19 protein-coding genes are annotated in these 20,017 nt (G+C 64.9%); 12 read left to right on the top strand and 7 right to left on the bottom strand.

All coding sequences use genetic code 11. From position 1 onward, the window contains the following. Positions 1–5 precede the first annotated feature (5 nt). The 4 genes from AABD04_RS00545 to AABD04_RS00560 are packed head-to-tail and all read right to left on the bottom strand — an operon-like array spanning position 6 to position 5,314. A complete protein-coding gene (locus tag AABD04_RS00545) occupies positions 6–2,138 on the bottom strand; it encodes an alpha-galactosidase (RefSeq protein WP_341439831.1) in 2,133 nt (710 codons plus the stop codon). Continuing rightward, positions 2,135–3,064, bottom strand: coding sequence for a carbohydrate ABC transporter permease (locus AABD04_RS00550; RefSeq protein ID WP_341439832.1), 930 nt, complete (start codon positions 3,062–3,064; stop codon positions 2,135–2,137). Before AABD04_RS00550 ends, AABD04_RS00545 begins: the two co-directional genes overlap by 4 nt. Then, positions 3,064–3,963 (bottom strand): carbohydrate ABC transporter permease, encoded by a 900-nt coding sequence (locus tag AABD04_RS00555; RefSeq protein WP_243595787.1) that lies wholly within the window; start codon positions 3,961–3,963, stop codon positions 3,064–3,066. Before AABD04_RS00555 ends, AABD04_RS00550 begins: the two co-directional genes overlap by 1 nt. A 52-nt stretch (positions 3,964–4,015) precedes the next feature. After that, on the bottom strand, positions 4,016–5,314 hold the full coding sequence (locus tag AABD04_RS00560) for an ABC transporter substrate-binding protein (RefSeq protein WP_341439833.1): 1,299 nt from the start codon (positions 5,312–5,314) through the stop codon (positions 4,016–4,018). 212 nt (positions 5,315–5,526) lie between these two features. Between AABD04_RS00560 and AABD04_RS00565 the strand changes: the two genes are divergently transcribed. The 5 genes from AABD04_RS00565 to AABD04_RS00585 are packed head-to-tail and all read left to right on the top strand — an operon-like array spanning position 5,527 to position 11,786. Next, complete coding sequence (locus tag AABD04_RS00565) at positions 5,527–7,560, top strand: beta-galactosidase (protein WP_341439834.1); 2,034 nt, start codon at positions 5,527–5,529, stop codon at positions 7,558–7,560. Continuing rightward, positions 7,560–8,378: a DeoR/GlpR family DNA-binding transcription regulator gene (locus AABD04_RS00570; protein ID WP_243595790.1), complete on the top strand. Its 819-nt coding sequence runs from the start codon at positions 7,560–7,562 to the stop codon at positions 8,376–8,378. The genes AABD04_RS00565 and AABD04_RS00570 overlap by 1 nt, the downstream gene beginning before the upstream one ends. Before the next feature lie 16 nt (positions 8,379–8,394). Beyond that, a complete protein-coding gene (galT, locus tag AABD04_RS00575) occupies positions 8,395–9,510 on the top strand; it encodes a galactose-1-phosphate uridylyltransferase (RefSeq protein WP_341442909.1) in 1,116 nt (371 codons plus the stop codon). Beyond that, a complete protein-coding gene (gene galK, locus AABD04_RS00580; RefSeq protein WP_341439835.1) occupies positions 9,507–10,673 on the top strand; it encodes a galactokinase in 1,167 nt (388 codons plus the stop codon). The genes galT and galK overlap by 4 nt, the downstream gene beginning before the upstream one ends. 21 nt (positions 10,674–10,694) lie before the next feature. Further along, a complete protein-coding gene (locus AABD04_RS00585) occupies positions 10,695–11,786 on the top strand; it encodes an ABC transporter ATP-binding protein (RefSeq protein ID WP_341439836.1) in 1,092 nt (363 codons plus the stop codon). Positions 11,787–11,793: 7 nt separating this feature from the next. Here AABD04_RS00585 and AABD04_RS00590 read toward each other — a convergent pair whose 3' ends face one another. Further along, positions 11,794–12,444 carry a cutinase family protein gene (locus tag AABD04_RS00590; RefSeq protein ID WP_341439837.1) on the bottom strand — a complete coding sequence of 217 codons (651 nt, stop codon included), beginning with the start codon at positions 12,442–12,444 and terminating at the stop codon, positions 11,794–11,796. Positions 12,445–12,696: 252 nt separating this feature from the next. Between AABD04_RS00590 and AABD04_RS00595 the strand changes: the two genes are divergently transcribed. The 4 genes from AABD04_RS00595 to AABD04_RS00610 all read left to right on the top strand — a co-directional run bounded on the left by AABD04_RS00595 (position 12,697) and on the right by AABD04_RS00610 (position 16,341). After that, positions 12,697–13,821 carry a hypothetical protein gene (locus AABD04_RS00595; protein WP_341439838.1) on the top strand — a complete coding sequence of 375 codons (1,125 nt, stop codon included), beginning with the start codon at positions 12,697–12,699 and terminating at the stop codon, positions 13,819–13,821. After that, positions 13,818–14,915, top strand: a complete 1,098-nt coding sequence (locus AABD04_RS00600) for an SMP-30/gluconolactonase/LRE family protein (RefSeq protein ID WP_341439839.1) — start codon at positions 13,818–13,820, stop codon at positions 14,913–14,915. The genes AABD04_RS00595 and AABD04_RS00600 overlap by 4 nt, the downstream gene beginning before the upstream one ends. Positions 14,916–14,936: 21 nt before the next feature. Beyond that, complete coding sequence (locus AABD04_RS00605; protein WP_341439840.1) at positions 14,937–15,413, top strand: GNAT family N-acetyltransferase; 477 nt, start codon at positions 14,937–14,939, stop codon at positions 15,411–15,413. A 97-nt stretch (positions 15,414–15,510) separates the two neighbouring features. Continuing rightward, positions 15,511–16,341 carry a MerR family transcriptional regulator gene (locus tag AABD04_RS00610; protein WP_341439841.1) on the top strand — a complete coding sequence of 277 codons (831 nt, stop codon included), beginning with the start codon at positions 15,511–15,513 and terminating at the stop codon, positions 16,339–16,341. Here the strand turns inward: AABD04_RS00610 and AABD04_RS00615 are convergent. Continuing rightward, positions 16,329–16,511 (bottom strand): hypothetical protein, encoded by a 183-nt coding sequence (locus tag AABD04_RS00615; protein WP_032381941.1) that lies wholly within the window; start codon positions 16,509–16,511, stop codon positions 16,329–16,331. The genes AABD04_RS00610 and AABD04_RS00615 overlap by 13 nt on opposite strands. A gap of 38 nt (positions 16,512–16,549) precedes the next feature. Next, positions 16,550–17,182 carry a hypothetical protein gene (locus AABD04_RS00620; protein ID WP_341439842.1) on the bottom strand — a complete coding sequence of 211 codons (633 nt, stop codon included), beginning with the start codon at positions 17,180–17,182 and terminating at the stop codon, positions 16,550–16,552. Positions 17,183–17,317: 135 nt separating this feature from the next. On the opposite strand from AABD04_RS00620, the gene AABD04_RS00625 reads away from it, so the two are divergent. The 3 genes from AABD04_RS00625 to AABD04_RS00635 are packed head-to-tail and all read left to right on the top strand — an operon-like array spanning position 17,318 to position 20,009. Beyond that, positions 17,318–18,592 carry a sensor histidine kinase gene (locus tag AABD04_RS00625; RefSeq protein WP_341439843.1) on the top strand — a complete coding sequence of 425 codons (1,275 nt, stop codon included), beginning with the start codon at positions 17,318–17,320 and terminating at the stop codon, positions 18,590–18,592. Next, positions 18,583–19,239, top strand: a complete 657-nt coding sequence (locus AABD04_RS00630) for a response regulator transcription factor (protein ID WP_341439844.1) — start codon at positions 18,583–18,585, stop codon at positions 19,237–19,239. The genes AABD04_RS00625 and AABD04_RS00630 overlap by 10 nt, the downstream gene beginning before the upstream one ends. Further along, a complete protein-coding gene (locus tag AABD04_RS00635) occupies positions 19,236–20,009 on the top strand; it encodes a DUF4097 family beta strand repeat-containing protein (RefSeq protein ID WP_341439845.1) in 774 nt (257 codons plus the stop codon). The genes AABD04_RS00630 and AABD04_RS00635 overlap by 4 nt, the downstream gene beginning before the upstream one ends. The last annotated feature ends 8 nt before the right edge of the window (positions 20,010–20,017 follow it).

Raw genomic sequence — 20,017 nt, forward strand, 5'->3', positions numbered from 1 at the left:
CCGGCTCACTGTGCGGTGACTCGCAGCAGCACCCCTGTCTGCGGGAACAGCACCGGTAGTGCCACGCCCGCCCGCGCCAACATCGAACCAGTCAGTTCGACCACTCCACTCTCGGCGATCCATGGCGGTAGTTCGATGCCGTTGCCCAGGTCGCTGAGCTCACGCACGAACTCGACCCGATACCGAGCGGTCGGATCGAGACCGGGAAGCCGAACCCGATCGGTGCGATCCTCGGGCGAGGTGTCCAACCGCACCACGGCGTACGCAGCCTCCGAGAAGTCCGCTGCTACGACGCCGTGCACCCACACACTCGGGTCGGGATGGTCGGCGCGTACCACGTCCCCGGTGTGGAGAAGGGCGCGCAGTTCCTTGTACAGCGCAGTCCACGACCTCAGGTACTCGTGGTCCTCCGACGAGAGCTCGGTGACATCCATCTCCAGTCCGGCGTGACCGAACAGCGATGTCAAGCAACGGAACTGAAGAGTCGACCAGCGGCCGGACGTGTGCGCGATCTGAGGCCCGACGTGCGAGCCGATCAGCTCCGGCGGCAGCAACTGCGTCGTCCATCGTTGCAGGCGTTGACGTTCGAGTGGATCGTTGGTGTCCGACGCCCAGACCCGGTCGGTGTGTTCGAGGACCTCGAGGTCGATGCGCGCACCACCGGAGGCGCAGGATTCGAACTCGACGTTCGGATGTCGGGACCGAAGCTCGTCCAGCAACCGGTAGAACGCCGAGGTCTGGGCATGCACCGCTGCCCGTCCGTCGGCGTCGACCGCCAGCATCAGGTCTCGGTTGTGATCCCACTTCACGTAGTCCGGCCGCTCGGTCGTCAGCACCGAATCGATCGACGAGAGCAGGTAGTCGAACACCTCGTCGCGAGTCAGGTCGAGCACGTGCTGGTGACGCCATTCGAGTGGGATCCGCCCGGGTGCCGTGAGCAGCCAATCCGGATGCGCCCGAGCAATATCGGAGTCGAGGTTCACCATCTCCGGTTCGAACCACAGCCCTGGACTCATACCGAGCCCGCGGACGTGATCGAAGAGGGGTGCAAGCCCGTCGGGCCAGACGCCCTCGTCCACCTGCCAATCACCCAGACCGGCTCGATCGTCGCGACGGTGCCGGAACCAACCGTCGTCGAGCACGAATCGTTCGACACCCACATGCGCGGCGACGTCGGCGATCCCCCGGAGCCGGGCGAGATCGTGATCGAAGTAGACGCCTTCCCACACGTTCAACACCACCGGCCGCGGCGAGGTGGGATGTGCGGGCCGGGACCTCATCCAGCGATGCAGCGAATGCGCCGAACCATCCAGCCCGGCAGCGGAATACACGAAGTGCACCCACGGCGTCGTGTAGCTGTCACCGCTCGGCAGCACGACCTCGCCGGGAGCGAGCAGCTCTCCGCCACCGAGCACACCCGAGGCCTGGCCGGCGCGCTCGGGGAGGCGCTCGGCCAGATGCAGGTGATCACCGCTCCACGCGACGTGCGCGCCCCACACCTCGCCGCTGCGAAAGCCGAAGCCTTCGCTGCCGGCGGTGAGGACCAGGGTGGCGTCGTGCCCGGTTCTTCCGCGACGCGACGCGCGCACGGTCGAGCCGTGGTCGAACCGTCGACGCTGCGGGGTGCGCTCACGGCAGTGCCGTCCCGTCAGGTCGAGAAGTTCGGTTGCAGTGTCCGGCAACGGCATCAGGGTCACGACGCCGTCGACGGTCAAGGGTCCGCCGGAGTCGTTCCGGACACTCTGCCGCACCCGCAGTGATCCACCGACCTCGAGGGACAACTCGATCGACCACGAGATTCCCAACTCGCCATCGGAAGCGTCCACAACACAACCGAATTCGGTAGCGGCAATCTGCACGTCCGCCCAGCGTGGGTACTGCACGGTGCCGGAGCGGTGCAATGCCAGAGCCGGTGTTCCCTGCCAGGCGTCGTCGCCGCCGGGTGCGAGGGTGAGCCACCGTGGCACGTCCACGCTCGAGTGTGGAACAGCGGGGATGGCGGCCCTGCGCAGCTCGGTGAGGTCGCTCTCGGACAGCTCGCCCAGATCGGAACCCCAGTGCAACACGGCCGGAACGGCGGTGGACGACTGCCCGAGGATCACCATGACACCGTCACGGCGAAGGACGACAAAGCTCACTTGTTGGCACCCATCGTCAGACCGGACACGAAATGGCGTTGCAGCGCAACGAATACCAGCACTGTCGGCAGAGCCACCATGACAGAGCCGGCGGCGAGCAAGTTGGTGTCGGTGAAGAAGCTACCCTGCAGATTCTGCAGCGCCGTCGTCACCGGGAGCTTGTCTCCGCTGACCATCAGGGCCAGTGCCCAGAAGAAGTCGTTGTAGATCCACGTCACCATCAGCGTGGCAAGGGCGGCGAGGGCAGGCCGGCACAGCGGCATCACCACCTGCCAGTACTGGCGGAAGAGGCTCGCTCCGTCGACGGTGGCGGCCTCGAGCAGTTCGTGCGGAACGGTTTTCATGTAGTTGCTCAGCACGAACACGCAGAATCCGGTCTGGAAGGCGACGTGCACGATGATCAGGCCCCAGTAGCTGTCGTACAGCGAACCGGACGAGCTCATCCAGTACGGAACGGGAATTGCGTTGTACAGACGGAACAGTGGCGTGAGGAGGGTCTGCTGGGGCAGTAGGTTGCCTGCAATGAACACCGCGAGCATGAAGATGTTGAACTTCCAGCTGAAGCGGGCCAGGATGAACGCCGCCATCGAGCCGAAGAACAGGATGAGCAACACCGACGGCACGGTGATGATCAGCGAGTTGAAGAAGTAGTGCGGGATCCCGCCGATCTGCCACGAATCGATGTAGTTGCTCAGCGTGTAACCACCCACGGAGAGATAGCCGTTGAGCAGTACGTAGTCGTAGTCGCGGAACGAGTTGTACACCGCCCACACGAGCGGAAAGAGCCAGACGAGAGCCATGACGGTCAGCAGCACGTACATCGCGATCTGGGCGGTGCCTGCGCGCCGACGGTTGGCGACGGCAGCGCGGTTGCGGGTCAGTGGATCACGCTCGGGAGGCGCTGTGCGGGTGAGTGAAGTGGTCATCAGTCTTTGCTCCGAAGAACGATGGCGAGGTACAGGGCGATGAAGACGAGAGAGATGAGAAGCATGACGGTCGCGAGGGCCGAGCCGAAGCCGATGCGGCCTGCTTCACCGACGACGTTGGCCGTGACCAACGCCGAGATCAGTTCCAATCCGTTTCTGCCCCTGTTGATCACCCAGACCAGGTCGAAGGCGCGCAGTGCCTCGATGACGGTGATGACGACGATGAGCAGATTGGTGTTCTTCATCAGCGGGAAGATGACGCTGAAGAACGTGCGGATCGGCCCCGCGCCGTCCATCACCGCGGCTTCGCGGACGGACGGATCGATGGCCTTGAGGCCGGCCAAGTACAACAGCATGATGTAGCCGGTATGACGCCACCCGGCCGCGACCATCACGGCCCAGATGTTGATGTCCGGGTCTCCGAGCCAGTCGACGTCGGTGCCCAGCAGGCTGTTGAGGACGCCGCCTTCGGTGGAGTAGATGAGCTGCCAGATGAAGCCGATGAGGGCCATCGACAGCACCACGGGAATGTAGAAGATGCTCTGGTAGAGCCGAGATCCCTTGAGGTTCTTGTCCAGCAGGATCGCCAGCAGAATGCCGATGACGGTGGGAACCAGGAACAGGAACACGAGCCAGAGCACGTTGTTGTGCAGAGCCTGCTGGAACGGGGGGTAGGCCTGCACCGCGTCGACGTAGTTCTGAGTGCCGATCCACTCGATGCTCGACGTGCCGCCGATGCCGTCCCAACGGGCGAAGGACAGGATCACCGTGAAGATCGTCGGAATCCAGACGAGGCCGATGACGATCAGCGCGGGAAGCCCGAGCATGAGAGCGATGGTCCACTTCTCGCGGACACTGCGCCGAACCTTCGGGGACGCAACCCGTTCGGTGGTGGTCATGGCTGTACCTGATCTCGAGGTCGGCGGGATGGGACAGTGACGTCGTTGCGGCTCATGTCGTTCCGAACACCGCCGACTTCTGGCGTTCGATACTGCGGACCAGGCCGTCGACATCGTTGGGGTTGCCGATGAACTGCTGCAGGGCCGGAATCATGACGATGGATGCGAAATCGGGACGGGTATCGCGGTCGAAGAACTGGGTGATCTCCTCGGCGTTCTGCACGAGATCCGCCGATTTGCGTACCAGCGCAGGGAAACTCGACAGGTTGGCGTCGCGGTGAGCGGGAATCGCCTGCGGATCCTGCTTCGCGTAGGCGACGGCAGGGTCGGGTCCGGTCATGAATGTGAGGAAGTCCTCGGCCCCCGGGCGGTTGCGTGGGTCGGTGCGCATCATGAACCCGTCCATCGGAGCCTCGACCGTGGATGTTCCGACGGCGGAGTCGAGTTCGGGGAAGGTGAAGAAATCCAGATCGTCGCGTTCGGCACCGGCGGGGAAGCTCTGCGCGACGAACATGCCGGCGACCAGGGAGCCGACGCTCTTGTTCAGCAGCGCCATCTGCGCATCGGCGATCTTGCGGCCCAGTGGCTGTGGCTGGTGGAACGGCAGCAGTTCACGCCAGGTGTCGAACACGGCGCGGACGCGATTGTCGGTCCAACTCACGTCGCCGGCGAGGAGGGTTCGGTGGAACTCGACGCCGTTGAGTCGCAGGTTCAGATAGTCGAACGTTCCGAACGGCGGCCACCCGTCGCGGGCACCGAAGCCGAGTGGGGTGAGGCTGTCGGCCTGCATCTGCTTGCTCAGCGCCACCCACTGGTCGTAGGTCGCCGGGGGCTCGTACCCTCGCTCGGCCCACAGGCTCGGCCGGTAGAACACCGCCCACGGGTAGTAGAAGAACGGGATCAGGTACTGCTTGCCGTCCATACCGGTCGAGTTGTCGCGGAAGCTCTCGTTGAAGCCGCCGCCGTGGTTGGCCCAGATCGGCGACAGGTCCTCCACCAGACCCTTCTCGGCGAAGTACTTCACCCGGTACCCACCCATCCAGGTGATGACGTCGTCGGGGGTGCCCTGGAGGTAGTTGTTGACGTTCTCCTGGAAGGACGTCGAGTCGACGGTGTTGACGGCCAACTCGCGCCCGGTCTGCTGTCGGTACATCGCGACGAAGTCCTCGACACCCAGCTTGGAGTTGGGGTCGGACAGGCGTGACCCGAGCGTGGTGACGTTCGGGTCGACGCTGTTCGAGCATGCCGACAGCGCGCCACCGGCGGTGATCGCACCCGCAGCGACGAGTGCGGACCGCAGGAAGTCGCGTCGGGACGGCTGCCACGTACGCGGCCACTCGTGTGGGTTCATGGAAGTCCTTCGACGAAAAGTATCGATAACGATCAGAAGTGAACATCGCAGCTGTGCGTTCCGAGGTGTTCATTCGACCATTCGGGGTGATGCAGGTTACAGAAACACGACGGCTGGGCGTCTGTCAAGCCTTCGGTAGCCCGCTCACCTGCGTCAGTAAGAAAATGTTCATTCATGTTGACATCTGAGAACGCCTCGTTCATATTGTGAGCATGGACACAGCGCGACGCAGCACCTGGCCGACCCAGGGAATCTCCTTCGGCGGCGACTACAACCCCGAGCAGTGGCCCGAGGACGTCTGGCGCCGCGACGTCGAGCTGATGCACGAGGCAGGCGTCGACTTCGTGACCGTCGGTGTTTTCTCCTGGGCGCGCCTGCAGCCGACCGCGTCGACGTGGGACTTCGAATGGCTCGACCGCGTCATGGATCTGATGCACGAGGGCGACATTCGCGTCGACCTGGCCACGGCGACCGCGTCGCCCCCGCCGTGGTTGGCCACTGCGTACCCGCAGATGCGCCCGGTCGACGACCGCGGCTACCGGTACGCGATCGGCAGCCGTCAGACGTGGAGCCCCAGTTCCGCTGTGTACCGCGAACATTCACTCGCGCTGGTCGAGAAGATGGCGCACCGCTACGGCGAGCATCCCGCGCTGGCGATGTGGCACGTCTCCAACGAACTCGGCTGCCACAACGCCCTGTGCTATTCCGACGACAGCGCGCACGCGTTCCGAGAATGGCTCAGCGCCAGGTACATCGACCTCGAGACCCTCAATACCGCCTGGGGCACCGACTTCTGGAGCCAGCGCTACAGCGACTGGGACGAGATCGTTCCCCCGTCGGTGAGCACCACGTTCGGCAACCCGACGCACCAGCTCGACTGGCGGCGCTTCTGCTCCGACGCCCTCCTCGAGCAGTACCGCGCCGAGAAGGCCGTGCTGAACCGGATCACCCCGGACGTGCCGGTCACCACGAACTTCATGGTGGGCATGGGTCAGGGACCGGCGCTCGCCGGCAACATGGACTACGCCTCCTGGGCCCCGGAACAGGACATCGTCTCCACCGACCACTACCTCGTCGGCCCCGAGACCGGCGACGGCGCAGCGCATCACAAGCTCTCGTTCTCGGCCGATCTGACCCGTGGTGTCGCCGGCCGTCGACCCTGGTTGTTGATGGAGCATTCCACCAGCGCCGTCAACTGGCAGCACATCAACCGGGCCAAGGTCCCCGGCGAGATGATGCGAAACTCGCTGGCACACATGGCCCGTGGAGCAGACGGAATCGCCTACTTCCAGTTCCGCGCCTCCAAGGCCGGGGCGGAGAAGTTCCATTCGGCGCTGGTACCGCACGCAGGTGAGGACTCCGCCCGCTGGCGTGAGGTCGTCGAGCTCGGCGCTGCTCTGCGTCGCATGGCCCCGGTGGCAGGAAGCACCGTCGACGCTCGGGTGGCCGTGCTCTTCGACTGGGCCTCGCAGTGGGCATGCGAGCAGGAGGGTCATCCGTCGATGGCCATGCAGCCCATGGAGATTGCCCGACGCGCACATCACGGATTCACCTCCGCAGGCGTGACCTGCGACGTCGTTCCGTCGTCGACGGATCTGAGCGGCTACGACATCGTCGTCGTACCGGCCCTGTATCTGTGCAGCGACGAGACTGCCGCGCGGATAGCCGACGCGGCCGATGGCGGCGCGCAGGTACTCGTCACCGCATTCTCGGGAATCGCCGACGAGGACGACCACGTGCGCCTCGGCGGCTACCCGGGCGCATTCCGCGAGCTGCTCGGCGTGCGCGTCGAAGAGTTCTTCCCGCTCGCCGACGGGGAATCCCTCGTCCTCGACGACGAGACCGTCGGCGAGATCTGGAGCGAATATCTCACCGCGTCGGAGGACGTCGATGTGCTGGCGCGGCACACCGAGGGACATCTGCGGGGCGTCCCCGCACTGACCAAGCGCACCGTCGGCAACGGCGCCGCCTGGTACGCGGCCACCGTTCCCGACGCGGCGGCTTGGGCCACGCTGGCCGACAAGCTCTGCGCTGCAGCTGAAATCGACACCCGACGCGATCTCGGATCGGATGTGGAGATCGTTCGACGGTCGGCAGGGGAGCGGTCCTGGCTGTTCGTCCTCAACCACGGAACCGACAAGGTCAGCGTGCCTGCCTCGGGTACCGATCTGGTCAGCGGCGCGCAGATCGACGGCGAACTCATCCTGGCTGCCGGTGCGAGCGCCGTGATTGCCGAAGCACGCTGATGCTTGCCCACCAGCGTCAGCAGAAGATCCTGGACCAGGTGACGGCCCAGGGCGCTGTCAAGGTCGCGGATCTGGGAGCCGCACTGTCGGTGTCGGACATGACCATTCGACGCGACGTCAACGAACTCGTCGCCCGAGGTCTGGTCGAGCGGGTGCACGGCGGTGTGACGTTGCCGCGGTCGGCCAGCGTGTTCGAGCCCGGCTTCTCGGCCAAGTCCGAACTCGATCGAGATGCCAAGGCTGCCATCGCCCGTGCCGCAGCGCGTTTCGTTCGGCCGGGGACATCCATCGGGATTTCCGGCGGCACTACGACGCACGCCCTGGCACAGGAACTACTCGATGTTCCGGACATCACCGTCGTGACGAACTCACTGCCGGTTGCGGAGGTCTTCCACACCGGTGGCCGAACGGATCAGACCGTGTTGCTCACCGGCGGGCAGCGGACGCCGTCCTACGCGCTCGTCGGACCGCTCACGGTCAGTGCACTGCAGAGTATCCACTTGGACATGCTGTTCCTCGGAACACACGGTGTCGACATCGAATCCGGACTGACCTGCCCCAATCTGATGGAAGCACAGACCAATCAGGCACTTGTCGCGTCGTCTCGACGCGTCATCGTGCTCGCCGACCACACCAAGTGGGGTGTCCGCGCGCTCGCCAACACCATCCCGCTCTCACGCGTCGACGTGTTCGTCACCGATGCCGGACTCGACCCCGGCGTCCACGACGCGTTGTCCGAGACGGTCGACGACGTGGTGATCGCCGGAGAGCAATCCCCCGACACGAACGAGGAACGAGTACTCGATGACCGCGCATGACGCCACCACGCACTCGATGCGCAAGACGTCGACCACGCTGGCCGACGGTCGTGAGCTGATCTACTACGACGACACCGAGCCCTATGTTTCCGGCGACGCCACTCGCGATCTGGTCGACACACGAGCCCTGTCTCCGTCGATGTCGGAGTCGCAGATGCGATTCGATGTCCTCACCGGTGAATGGATCGTCATCGCCGCACAGCGGATGGATCGCACGTTCCTGCCGCCGGCCGACGCGTCGCCGCTGGCACCGAGCCGACCGGACCGCCCGGCCACCGAGATTCCGGCAGCCGACTACGACGTGGTGGTGTTCGAGAACCGTTTTCCGTCTCTGTCCGAAACTGCAGCGCAGCAATCACTTCCGAGTGAGGTGGACGGCGAGGCACTGTGGCCGCTTGCACCCGGCACCGGGCGGTGCGAGGTGATCTGCTTCGCCAGTGACCCCGATGCGTCCTTCGTGTCGCTGGAACTCTCCCGCGTGCGCACCATCATCGACGTCTGGGCCGACCGCACCAGTGCTCTCTCGGCGATCCCCGGAGTTCAGCAGGTCTTCTGTTTCGAGAACCGGGGCAAGGAGATCGGTGTCACCCTGACGCACCCGCACGGTCAGATCTACGCCTACCCCTACCTCCCGCCGCGTACCGATGCGCTGATTCGACAGTCCCGCAAGCACGTCGAGCGAACGGGCCGGGTGTTGTTGGCCGATGTGCTCGCGGCCGAGCTGCGATCGGGTCGACGCGTCGTCGTCGACGCCGAACACTGGGTTGCGTACGTGCCTGCAGCATCGCGCTGGCCTGTCGAGGTGCACCTCGCGCCGCGTCGCGACGTTGCAGATCTCGCCGAGTTGAGCGGTCCCGAGCGGGACGAACTGGCCGGTGTCTACCGGGATCTGTTGCGCGCGGTCGACGCGTTCTTCGAGGGCGTCGACGAGGTGCCGTACATCGCTGCCTGGCATCAGGCGCCCGTCGGAGTCGATCGTGAACTGGGACGTCTGCACCTGCAACTGTTCTCGATGATGCGCTCACCCGGCCGGATGAAGTTCCTCGCCGGCTCGGAATCTGCGATGGGAGCCTGGATCAACGACACCACTCCCGAGCGGATCGCAGACCGGCTGCGTGAGGTACTGGCGTGAACTGGCTCGATGTGATCGCCGAGGAGGATCTCGCCGACGGTGCGGCCGCGCTGTTCCGCAACGCATTCGGCGGCGATCCCGACGGCGTCTGGATCGCCCCGGGTCGCGTGAATCTCATCGGTGAGCACATCGATTACGCAGGCGGACTGGTGTTGCCGTTCGCGTTGCCGTACGCCACTGCGGTGGCCGTGCGCCGCCGCGAGGACACGACAATGCGGGCCGTATCGACGGACACGAACCAGACCTGGACCGGTCAGCTCGGCGAGATCGGCCCGGGGAATCCGTCGGGCTGGGCTGCCTACGTGGCCGGGGTGTCCTGGGCACTTCAGGAGCACGGCGTCGGAGGAGTCGACGTGGCCGTGCACTCCTCGGTGCCGGTGGGTTCGGGGCTGTCGAGCTCGGCCGCCCTCGAATGCTCGTTCGCCCTCGCGCTCGACGACCTGTTCGATCTTCGGCTCGACCGAAAGCTGCTGATCGAGGCCAGTATTCGCGCCGAGAACGAGATCGCAGGCGCGTCGACGGGCGGCATGGATCAGAACATCGCGATGTCGGCCGAAACGGGACACGCACTTCTGCTGGACTGCCTCGACGGTTCGACGCGTCAGATTCCTCTCGATCTGGCCGGGTCCGGCTCGCGGCTGCTGGTGATCGACACCAATGCGCCGCACCGCCTGGTCGACGGTCAGTACGGCGCGCGTCGGGAGGCGCTCGACATCGCGTGTGCCGAATTGGGTGTCACGACACTGCGCGGGTTGGATCTCGACACGGCCGTCTCGGGCCTCGTCGACGACACTCTGATCCGCCGAGTTCGCCACGTCGTCAGCGAGATCGGCCGAGTGGAGCAGGCGGCAGAGCTTCTCGACCGCGGAGCCGCAGGAGCTGCGCTCGGTGAGCTGATGACGGCCTCGCACGTGTCCCTGCGGGACGACTACGAAGTCAGTTCACCCGAGCTCGACAGCGCCGTCGACGCGGCGAGGCGCGCAGGCGCATACGGGGCTCGGATGACCGGAGGTGGTTTCGGCGGCTCCGCCATCGCCCTGGTTCCCTCGAACCTGGTCCAGGCCGTGGCAGACGAGATTGTCTCCAGCGCAGCACGATACGAACTGCCACCACCCACGTTTCTCACCGCCGAGCCCGCCGGCTCCGCTCATCGATTCTTCTAACCCATACAAAGGAGCATTCCCATGGCACAGGTCACGTACGAAGGAGCGACCAAGCTCTACCCGGGATCGGATGTCGCAGCAGTCGAGTCGTTGGACCTCGCCATCGAGGACGGCGAGTTCCTGGTGCTCGTCGGGCCCTCCGGTTGCGGAAAGTCCACCTCCCTGCGGATGCTCGCCGGTCTCGAGGACGTCGACTACGGTGCCATCAAGATCGGCGACCGCGACGTCACCTCACTGGCCCCCAAGGAACGCGACATCGCCATGGTGTTCCAGAACTACGCGTTGTACCCGCACATGACCGTCGCCAAGAACATGGGCTTCGCGCTGCAGATCGCCGGTATGGACAAGGCAGAGGTGGGCCGACGCGTCGAGGAAGCCGCGAAGATCCTCGATCTCACCGACTACCTGGGCCGTAAACCCAAGGCGCTCTCCGGAGGTCAGCGTCAGCGCGTGGCGATGGGACGCGCCATCGTCCGGAACCCGCAGGTGTTCCTCATGGACGAGCCGCTGTCCAACCTCGACGCCAAACTCCGCGTGCAGACTCGAACGCAGATCTCGCTGCTGCAGCGCAGGCTCGGCACCACCACCGTCTACGTCACCCACGACCAGGTGGAGGCGATGACGATGGGTGATCGCGTGGCGATCATGAAAGCCGGTGTGCTGCAACAGTGCGCGAGCCCCAAAGAGCTCTACGAGCGGCCGGTCAACGCCTTCGTCGCCGGGTTCATCGGATCACCGGCCATGAACCTGTTCGACGTGGACGTCGTCGCCGGCGCTGCGAAGCTCGGCTCGCTGTCGGTGCCCATCGAGCGCACCATCGCGGACCGGATCGACGGCAGCCGGGTCACGATGGGCGTCCGACCGGAAGCGTGGACGCTCTCGGATTCCGGTGCCGACATCGTCGTCGACGTCGTCGAGGAACTCGGTGCGGACGCCTACATCTACGGACGGACCGTCGAGGATGCGTCGAATCTCGGAACCGTCGGGGCGCAGATCGTCGCCCGCATTCCTGATATCGCGGCCCCGTCGCAGGGCGATGTCATCCGAATCGCCCCGCGCGCCGAGACCGTCCACTACTTCTCGACCACGACGGGATTGAACCTGCGCCCCTGAGACTCGGTCAGCTACGAACCTGCGCCGCGGCGAACTGGGCACCCTGCGCAGTGGACCCGTTGGTCCCGTACTGAAGGTGCGCGAAAGCGTTGAAGCCGCCGATCTGGCACACCGGATCACCGAAGTTGCAGAAGCTGTTGGCACGCGCACCGTATGTGGCGCTGGCTGTTTCGATCTTTCTGCCGGTAAGACCCAATGGGTTACCGAACACCACGACGGCCTCGACCCGGTCGGCGATGGCGGCCGGAATGACGGCACCGGTGAAACTGCTGGGGGTGCGCAGGCCGACTGCATTGGTCACCACAGTCGCTCCCTGCGAGTAACCCCCGATCACGAATGTCGTCGAAGGGCATGATGCAGCAACGGAATTCAGATGCGCGACGAGGTCACGTGATCCCGGGCCGGCGCTTGCCTGGGTGAAGTCTGCGGCGTAGTCGACGGCGTACGTGCTCACCGAGCGGTCGGACAGCTGAGATTTCAGGCTGTTGACGAACGGAGTGCCGGTGATGCCTAGTCCGGGGAACTCGCCGGTGCCGCGGGCGAAGGAGACATCGACGTCCGAACATGGTGCAGCGGAGGCCACACCTGCGGGAAGTGCTACCGCAGATGCGGAAAGCGCCAGTGTCGCAATGGAATATGCCAGCCAACGTCTGTTCATGACGTGCCCTTCTGGGGTTGGGGAGGGAGTACAGCACCGAACGATAGCTGCTGTAACTATTCGTCGATAGGGTCGTCGAAAATTTGATTACCGGCACTCGGGCGGATATTCCGGCCGCCTCGGGTGAGTGCCCCGCAATCTGATGGATAGCGAATTCATGGATGGTTTCTCAACGCCTGTTGCGCTACGGTGACCGCTGGGGTTGCCGTAGACCGGGCGCAGGGCCTGGTCCGAATTTTCGGGGGATATGACGTGAAGAGTCGTGGAGTGAAGGTTGCGGTCATGACGGCGGCGATCGTGGCCATGTGTCCGACGATCTCGGCGAACGCCGCGCCCGGCCCCACACCGGCTCCGGCGACGATGCTCGGTTCGATCGACGACGGCCCCGGTAGCTTCAGCGTCTACCGCACGGTCGACAGCGGCCAGCGCCCCACCGACGCAGACAATGCCGCGTGCAACGACTACTTCGGCTCTCCGCGCTCGCTGACCGTGGTCGAGCGGCTCGACGCGCGCATGTACACCTTCACCAACGATCCGTCGACGGGTTTCCTGCAGAACCCCACCGCGCAGAACGTCGGGCCGATCTACGTCTGCGACGGACCGATCGTGGACGGTCAGGCGCTCCTCGACCAGTGGGGTGCGCTCACGGCTCCTGGCCTCGGTGAGCTCTCGATGTACGGGCCGTGCGGACTCGAGTTCATGATCGGTTCGCCCGGACGCGCCGCCGTCGATTGTGTTCTGCGAGTGAACCCCAACGATTCCGGGGTCACCGACGGTGTCGCAACCAGCAACTCGATCGCCAACCCTCTTCGCCTGCCGGACGGTCGGACCGGCTCCCTGTGGACCCTGTACACCCTCGGTGACGGCATTGCTCCCGTGCCGGAGCCAGTCGCAGGCACCCCGCAACCGACCGGTTCGGTCAAGTACAGCGTCGGACGCGAGGTCAACTCGGTTTCGACGGGCTCGACGCCCTCATGCCCTGGTGGAGTCCGCACGACCGAGATCCATGCCGTATCCGTGGACGCCGCTACCGGTGCGGCTTCGACGGAGCCCTCCGCGGACGTCGCAGCCACGGCGTCGATCTGTTACCAGAATCCGTCGTCCCCGGACTTCGGCGCCTCACTGAGCATCACGAGTTACGGCGTCACGCCTGCGCTGACTGCCACCTCCACCGGGCAGTGCCGTCGTACCGATCTGCCGATCGAGCCGGGCACCGTGCAGCAGTCCTGCGGCTTCACCCTGCCGCCGCAGCCCGCTCTCGGTCTGACCGGTGGCCAGGTGACGCTCAACGGTCTCGTTCCGACGAACGATGCTGCAGGATCTGCCAATTCGGCAATCTGGACCACCTCGTTCCTCGGTTCCATCACCCCTCGATGAACGGACGTCGGATCGGGGTTCTCGTTCTGACGGTGATGGCAAGCTGCATCTCGGGCGCGGTCGTGACCGCGCCCGGGGTGGCGGCCGAACCGCTGGCCGGTTCCCTCGACTACGGGCAGACCAGGGACATCGCCGTGGTGCCGTTGCCCGGCCAGCCCGAGGGAATGGCAGTCGATCCTGAGGACGGCAGCATCTGGTCGGGCTCGAACCGTCCCAATTCGTCTGCGGACGTGTGGCATTGGGACGCCGACGGTCGTCTGCTCGCGACGTACTCGTTGACGGATCGCGTACCCGCCGAACACGGCGTCAACGGCATTGTGCTGGACGGCGACGGTCGGGTGTACGCCCTCGACTATTCGGGGGCGAGGGCAGTGCGCATCGATCCAGCGACCGGTAATCAATCGGACTACGCGACCTTTGCGAATCTGCCGACCTGTTCCGGGGCGGCGGGCATCGCGTGCGAGCCGTCGCCCATCGACCGGCCTGCCTGGCCGAACTGGGCCACGTTCGCGCCCGACGGAACCATGTATGTCAGTGACCTGAACCAGGCCACCATCTGGAAGGTGCCCGCGGGCGGCGGCAACGCCGAAATCTGGTATCAGAACTCCGATTTCGCCTCGATCTACGGCGTCAACGGCATGCAGTTCGACGCTGCCGGTCGGCTGAACTTCGTCGTGACGGTATCGCTGGTGCCGCGTGTCGAATCGTTCGGGCGCGGTGTCGTCCATCGACTTTCGATGATGCCCGACGGTATGCCGGGTGCTCTCGAGACAGTCACGGTTACGGGGCAGGGTGATGGCTTGACCATCGGATCCAGCGGGCGAATCTACCTGCCGATTGCAAATCCGCTGTACAACGCCGTCGAGGTGGTCGATCCCGACACACGTTCGGTGGTGGCGTCGTTGCCCACGCCCGTCGAGAGCATCACTCGGTCCATCCCGTACTCCACACCCGCGTCTGTCGCATTCCGCGGGACGTCGTTGATCGTGTCCAACCACGGACTGCTCGCCATCGACCCACATCAATGGGCAATCCTCGAACTCGGTGTCGGAGAGACGGGACTACCGCTGCACTATCCGAAAGGTCTGGCCTGAGGCCGGTGCTACCGTCTGCCGGTGGACCTCGTCGTTCCCTCGGATGATCTCGCCGCTGCGTGGCGGAAGGCTCACGCCGAATGGGGTCCGGGGTTGCACGAGGACGGTTTCGGGTTGACGGCCGACGACGATGTCGCGTCTGTACAAGGCTTTTCGGACTGGGTCGAGCGGCTTCGGGTCGACGCCGAGTGCACGTACCGCTGGATCGCGGAGGACGAACGAGTCTTGGGCGGGATCGCACTCAGACACGACAGCAACAAATCTGTGGGCCGCCGCGGTCACATCGGCTACGGCGTTCGCCCGTCCGAACGAGGTCGGGGAGTTGCCACGTGGGCGGTGCGCGAGATGCTGATGCTCGCCGCAGACATGGGCATGACCCGGGTAATGGCAGTCTGCGAGGTGGACAACGCGGCCTCGATAGCGACCCTGAAGCGTGCCGGAGGCGAGCAAGACGGCCGTCTGGGGTCGGCGGTTCGCTATTGGATTCCCGTGCCGTGACGAATCGGGTGCAACTGACCGCGCTCACCGCGGTCCAGTGCACCCGATTTTGCTCGCTTGACCCTCACACTGTGTGAGACGAGATTCTCGGAGGGTCATGTTCAGCATTGGAGAGTTCGCATCGATCGGCCGGGTCTCGGTTCGTATGCTTCGGCATTACGACGAGATCGGGCTGTTGACGCCGGCACGGGTTGATCCGTTCACGGGCTATCGCTCGTACGCCGGTTCGCAGTTCGAGGTTCTGGGACGGATTCTCATGTTCAAGGACCTCGGGTTCAGGCTCGACGAGGTGACGCAGATCGTGCACGGCCAGGTCGGCGTCGACCGGCTACGCGAGATGCTCGCCGCCAAGCGCGATGACGTCGCTCGTCGACTCGATCTCGACGCCGCTCGCTTGCGTCGCATCGATGCGCGGCTCTCCGACACCGAAGGGATTTCGATGATCACCGTGGACACCAAAGCATTGCCGAGCACCCGCATTGCCGTCGTCACCGAGACCGCTGCCGGGTTCGGGCCCCAGAACATCGGCCCGGTCATCGGCCCGATGTACGCCCGACTCGCCCAGACCCTCGCTCGGCACGGCGTGGCGTTCGGGCCGTCGTCCATTGCCATGTACGAGGCCGTCGACGACGGGGACGGAACCGGCATCACCGTGCATGCCGCATTCGAGGTGGGGCCGGAGGTCGTGTCCGGTGAGGGCTACGAGGTTCGTGAGCTTCCGCCCGTCGAGCTGGCGGTGACCACCGTTCACCACGGTTCGATGGCAACGATCGGTGAGACCTGGGAGCAGTTCACGGCGTGGATCGAGGCCAACGGCTACGAGCTCTCCGGGATCTGCCGTGAGTACTACCTGGTGTCGGAGCCGCAGCCGCAGGAGAATTGGGTCACCGAACTGCAGCAGCCGGTGGTCCGACGTCAGGACGCCTGAGCGAGCTCGACGAGTGCGGTGCACTGGCAGCCGCCGGTGACCTCTTCGCACTCGAGCACCAGGAAGTGGCGCACGTACTCGAGGTCCACGCAGTCCGGCTCCGTGCACTCCGCACCGCCGACCGCGTGGATCACGAGTGTGCCGTTGCAGGTATCGAAGCGTGCGGACATGCGAATCCCTTTCTGTCGTTTCCTCTACATCCTTGATATCACCGGGCTCCGACAAGTTCGGGAGAAGACGAGCGTGTTCGACGCCTGAGCTGGGTAACAGCCATCACCGTCAGAGCCGGAATCCAGGCGTATCCCAGGGCGGTTCTGATGATCGTTCGGTCGCCCAGCCATGCTCCGGCCGATACCAAGACAGCCGCCCACACGACTGCAGCCAGCAGGCTGAGCAGCGCGTATTCGCGGTGCCGCAGCGAGGAGGTCGCTACGAGTCGGGGAGTGACGGTGCGGATACCCCCGATGAGGTGTCCGGCAGTGGCGACAGCGCGTGGTCGCGATCGCGCCTGAGTGGTCAGCCCGAGGACGACCCTCATCACCGCGGCCGGCAGCGCGGACTCCACTCGTCCGAGACCCGACACCGTGGCTGTGCGGCGACTGTGCCAGAACGCCCACTGCGCACCCATGCTCGACGCCACCGCAGCAGTGACGACGGCAGGTAGCCACGGCACGACGCCGATAGAGGTCAGTACGCCGAGGGTGATCGGGACGCTGTTGCCCGGCGTGAAGAGACCGAGCAGCGTTGCGGACTCGAATGCCAGCAGCACGAACACGATCGCGAAGACGACCCACACGGGAACGGACGACAACCGGTCCACGTCGAGGATGTTGAGGTTCATACCTGTCGAATCTGGTCGTCCGTACCGCGGAAAACACCACGATCGACCCACGGATCGACGGTAGGGCTGGCCCTACCCACAACGGTGGGTTCACCGTGGGGACAGGTCCACTGCGGCGCACTTAGGCTGATCCGCATGAACGAGGCACTACCGATTCCCCTGAATCCGCTCAGGGCATGGATATCGCCGCAGTGGTGGCTGGCGGTGGCGTCGTTGCTGGCGTCGACTCTTGCCGGGCTGGGCGGGTGGATGATCCTGGGACTGCTGGTACTGGCGGTGTGCGCATTGCCGTTTGCGCTCAGCGGCGTGCTCGTCTTCGCGCTGACGATAGTGGCGCTTCGATGGATGGACCGTGCAGCGCGCGCCGGAATCGGTTTCACCGGTGGACTTCTCATCGAGGGTCCCGAAGTGACCGTGTACCCCACCAGTTGGCGCACGTTCGTCTGGTGCCTCCGCGACATCGGGCTGTGGAAGTCGCTGTGCTACTGGCTCGTTCGCATCCCGGTATCGGCCGTGCTGCTCTTCCTGCTGCCGGCGCTGTTCGTGGCCCTGCCGGTTCTCGCGGCGGCGCCGGTCGCGTGGATCGTGACGAACCCGGTCGCCAATGGGCTCGAAATTGGCGAACGGGTGGGCTATCCGTTCGTCGCGTTGGTCGGCTTCGCCTCCCTGGTCACTTTTGTTGCCGGGGTGCCGCTGCTGCTCACCGCCTTGGCAAGACTCGACTGGTGGAGTGCTACAGCCCTTCTCGGCCGATCCGAATCCAGTAGGAGAGTGGACGAGCTGACGGTGAGTCGAGCTCGCGTCGTCGACGCTGCCGACGCCGAACGCCGTCGCATCGAACGCGATCTGCACGACGGGGCCCAGCAGCGGTTGGTCTCGGTGGCAATGTCACTGGGACAGGCGAAGTCACGCGTCGCGGCGACCGACGATGCGGTACTGAAGGAATTGCTCGACGACGCCCATCGGGAGGCCAAGAACGCGATCGGTGAGATCCGCACCCTCACCCGTGGTCTCCATCCGCCGATCCTGACCGACCGCGGTCTCGATGCCGCACTCTCGTCCGTCGCGGCGCTGTGTGCGATTCCGGTGACCATCGACATCGACCCGGACCTCTCCGGTGATCGGCGCCCGGACGCCACCGTCGAGTCGACCGTCTACTTCGTCGTCTCCGAGGCCCTGACCAATGTCAGCAAGCACGCACAGGCCGACCACGTCCGAGTCGCTGTCTCGAGAGCCGATTCGGCTGTGCGAGTGACGGTGATCGACGATGGTTGTGGCGGAGCATATTCCGCCCCGGGCGGCGGCTTGGCCGGGCTCGGGGACAGGCTGAGCGGGATCGACGGAACCTTGTCCATCACGTCGCCGTCCGGCGGCCCGACGCGGCTCGAGGTGAGCATCCCGTGCGAGTGATCATCGCTGACGACTCGGTTCTGTTGCGAGAGGGCGTCGCTCGACTGCTGGTCGACGGTGGAGCCGACGTGACAGGCAAAGTGGGCGACGCGTCGGAACTGCTCGCGGCCATGTCCGCTGCCGATCCGCTTCCGGATGTCTGCGTGATCGACGTACGTATGCCGCCCACCTTTCTGGACGAAGGTCTGCGTGCAGCGTTGGTCATTCGCCAACGGTGGCCCGCCGTCGGTGTTCTTGTGCTCTCGCAGTACGTGGAGGAACGGTACGCCGCCGAGCTCATCCGGCAGAGCACGGACGGCGTGGGATACCTGTTGAAAGACCGAGTGGCCGACGTGGACGAGTTCGCCGATGCCGTGCGGACCGTCGCCACCGGTGGAACCGTCATCGATCCCGAAGTGGTGCAGCAGATTCTGGCCCGTGCCCCGCGGTCGGATCCACTCGATTCGTTGACCCCGCGGGAGCGAGAAGTGCTGACGGCCATGGCCGAGGGCAAATCCAATGCCGGCATCGCGACCGCGTTGGTGGTCGGTCAGGCAGCCGTCGAGAAGCACATCGGAAACATCTTCGCCAAACTTGGCTTGCTCGGGGACAGCGCTGATCATCGCCGCGTCATGGCGGTACTACGATATCTGGGAGCAATACAGTGAAGAAAGCGTTGTGGCGCAATGTTGTTGCTGTCTCGGTGGCCGTGGTGGTCGTGGGCACTGCGGGGGCTGCCACGGCGGCGGCAATCGTCGAAGGCTTCAGCACGCCGAAGATGCAGTCCTTCGACTACGTCGAGAACCACGCCGTTACCGGGAACAATCTCGCATTCACAACGAGATTCGCTCATGTGACGGTGTCGATGAGCCCAGATTCCGAGGTGCACGTACGGGTCGACGGGTCCTACCGGGGAGATATTCCGACGGTAGACATCAGTGACGACGGGTCGAAGGTTGCTGTGGAATGCTCGTACCGACAACGTGGCAGCTGCGATATCGATGTCGAGCTTCGGATACCCGCCGGGCTGATCCTCGATATCGATGGGGCAGCAGGCGACGTGGTGCTCTCCGACGTGGACGCGCAGACCTCGGTGTCCACCTCGGCGGGCTCGGTGGTAGCTCGCGGATCCTCCGGAACCCTCGATATAACAACCAGATTCGGTGATGTCGACATCGCCGACGCCGCAGTGTCCGCAGTGGAGGTGGACACGACATTCGGCCAGGTCGTTCTGGATTCGAGGGTGCCACCGGACTCGGTACTCGTGCAGAACATGCAGGGCGACAGCATGATCGAACTTCCGGCGGCCGAGTACTACGACGTCGAGGCGACATCGGAGAAGGGAGATGTCGACATCGACGTCGTCGACGATCCGACTTCACCGAGGTCGGTGTCCATCACCAGTGAAGAAGGCCAGATTTCGGTGCAGCGGCGGTAGTCTCGGTC

It is taken from the genome of Rhodococcoides navarretei (assembly GCF_038069675.1).
In the GTDB taxonomy this organism is placed as follows: domain Bacteria; phylum Actinomycetota; class Actinomycetes; order Mycobacteriales; family Mycobacteriaceae; genus Rhodococcoides; species Rhodococcoides navarretei.